1 protein-coding gene is annotated in these 2,853 nt (G+C 64.6%); it reads left to right on the plus strand.

The genetic code is table 11. The features are described from left to right. Positions 1–2,853, plus strand: a 2,853-nt coding sequence (locus CF161_RS29165) for a condensation domain-containing protein (RefSeq protein ID WP_043230821.1), incomplete at both ends; no start/stop codon positions are given.

The following is a 2,853-nucleotide window of genomic DNA, read 5'->3' on the forward strand; positions in this document are numbered from 1 at the left end:
TGCTGGCCAAGGATTTCGCGGCCATCGGCCCACGGGATTACGGAGTCCTCAAACAGGTGCATGCCGGTGGCGAAGCCATGCCGCCGGAAGGGCTGGCGGCCTGGAAACAGGCGGGTCTGGAACAGGTGGTGCTGCTTAATACCTACGGCCCCACCGAGGCCACGGTGACGGTGACTGCCCTGGACTGCACCGACTACGTCAGTGGTGCGCGGCCAACACCGCTGACCATGCCCATCGGCAATGTCCTGCCGGGGCGCAGCATCTATGTCCTCGACGACAGCGGCAGCCCGGCGCCCATTGGCGTGGTGGGCGAACTGGTGATCGGCGGCGAGTTGTTGGCCCGTGGTTATTTCAATCGCCCGGACCTGAGTGCCGAACGTTTTATGCCGGACCCGTTTGCCGAGCAACCCGGCGGCCGTCTGTACCGCACCGGCGACCTGGCACGCTTCAATGCCGACGGCATCATCGAATACGTCGGGCGCATCGACCATCAGGTGAAGATCCGCGGGTTCCGTATCGAGCTGGGTGAAATCGAAGCACGCCTGCTGGAGCAAGAGGGGATCCGCGAAGCCATCGTCCTGGCCCAGGCCAGTGCCAACGGCTTGCAGCTGGTGGGTTACGTGGTGCCCGAGGATGTACGTCAGGTCGGCACCGAGCCAGAAGTCCAGGCCAGCCTGCGCGAGGCGATCAAGGGGCGCCTGCGTGAGCACCTGCCGGACTACATGGTCCCGGCTTACCTGCTGTTCCTGGAAAAACTGCCCCTGAGCCCCAACGGCAAACTGGACCGCAAGGCGCTGCCAAAGGCCGATGCGAGCCAGATGCAGCAGCTGTACGTGGCGCCACGCAGCGAGCTGGAGCAACAGGTGGCGGCGATTTGGCAGGAGGTGCTGAAGCTGGAACAGGTGGGGTTGACTGACAGCTTCTTTGAACTGGGTGGGCACTCGCTGCTGGCGACTCAGGTGGTGTCCCGAGTACGGCACGCCTTGAATCGGGAAGTGCCGCTGCGCAGTCTGTTCGAACACAGCAGCCTGCAGGATTTTGTCGCCTCCCTCGGGGATCGGCCGGCCCGTCACGAGCCACCGTTTGTGCGGGTTGAACGTGATCGACCGCTGGCCTTGTCCTATGCCCAGGAGCGGCAGTGGTTCCTCTGGAAGCTGGAGCCCGAAAGCGCGGCCTACCATATCCCTGCGGCGTTGCGCCTGCACGGCCCGCTGGATGTGCCAGCCCTGGAGCGCAGCTTCAATACCCTGGTGGCTCGCCACGAGTCACTGCGGACCCGTTTTGTCGAAGACGGCGAGCGCACCTTGCAGGTCATCGACCACGGTGCGCCGTTGCATCTGCAATGGGAGCTATTGCCGGCCGGCGGCGATCAGGCCGGGCAGGTCCGGGCCTATGTCGAGGCTGAAACCAGCCGCCTGTTCGACCTGCGCGAAGGCGCGCTGTTACGGGTCAAACTCTTGCGCCTGGCGCCGGATGACCATGTGCTGGTAATGACCCAGCACCACATTGTTTCCGATGGCTGGTCGATGGACCTGATGGTCGATGAGCTGGTGGCGTTGTATGCCGGCTACAGCCAGGGCCTGACGGTCGAGCTGCCCGAGCTGCCGATTCAGTACGCCGACTATGGCCTCTGGCAGCGGCAGTGGATGGACGCGGGCGAGCGCGAGCGGCAGCTGGCGTATTGGGTCGGGCAACTGGGCGGTGAGCAACCGGTGCTGGAGCTGCCCACTGATTTCCCACGTCCGGCCGAACAGAGCTATCGCGGTGCCCATCTCGATGTGCCGTTGTCGCCGCCGCTCAGTGCCGCCTTGCGGAGCCTGGCCCAGCGCGAAGGGGTCACGCCGTTCATGCTGCTCCTGGCCTCGTTCCAGGTTTTGCTGCATCGCTACAGCGGGCAGGCGGATATCCGCGTCGGGGTGCCGATTGCCAACCGCAACCGGGTTGAAACGGAAGGCCTGATCGGTTTCTTCGTCAACACCCAGGTACTGAAAGCCGAACTGGATGCCCAGCAGCCGTTCCGGGCGGTGCTGCAACAGGTCCGGCAGGCAGCGCTTGGCGCCCAGGCGCATCAGGATCTGCCGTTTGAACAACTGGTGGAGGAGCTGCATCCGGAGCGCAGTCTGAGCCATAACCCCTTGTTCCAGGTGATGTTCAACCACCAGGCCCAGCAGGCCCAGGCCACCCGGCAATTGCCGCACCTGCGCCTGGAAGCCCTGGAGTGGGACAACCCCACCTCGCAGTTCGACCTGTCCCTGGACACCCAGGAGCACGACGAGGAGTTTTCCGCGATTCTGACCTATGCCACCGACCTGTTCGAGGCATCGACCATCGAACGTCTGGCCCGGCATTGGCAGAACCTGTTGCAGGCGATTGTCGCCGACCCGCAGCAGCGCATCGGCGATCTGCCGTTGCTGGACGCTGCCGAGCAGCAGCGCATGATCACCGACTGGGGCCGGGCCACTTTGGATTACCCAAGCCAGGCGCGGGTGCACCAGTTGTTCGAAGAGCGGGTCGAGGCCCAGCCCGAGGCAGTGGCGCTGATTTTCGAAGACGCACAACTGAGCTATCGCCAGCTCAACAGCCGAGCCAACCGCCTGGCCCGCCACCTGCAAGAACGCGGTGTCGGCCCGGATGTGCTGGTGGGCATCGCGGTGGAACGCGGCCTGGACATGATCATTGGTCTGCTGGCGGTGCTCAAGGCTGGTGGCGCCTACGTGCCGCTGGACCCGGAATACCCTCAGGATCGCCTGCTGTGCATGATCGAAGACAGCGGCACCCGTTTGCTGCTGACCCAGAGCCACTTGCAATCGCGCCTGAGCATCCCGGCCGGGGTCGCCAGCCTGTGCCTGGATC

Source organism: Pseudomonas sp. CF161 (assembly GCF_000416215.1).
Lineage (GTDB): Bacteria > Pseudomonadota > Gammaproteobacteria > Pseudomonadales > Pseudomonadaceae > Aquipseudomonas.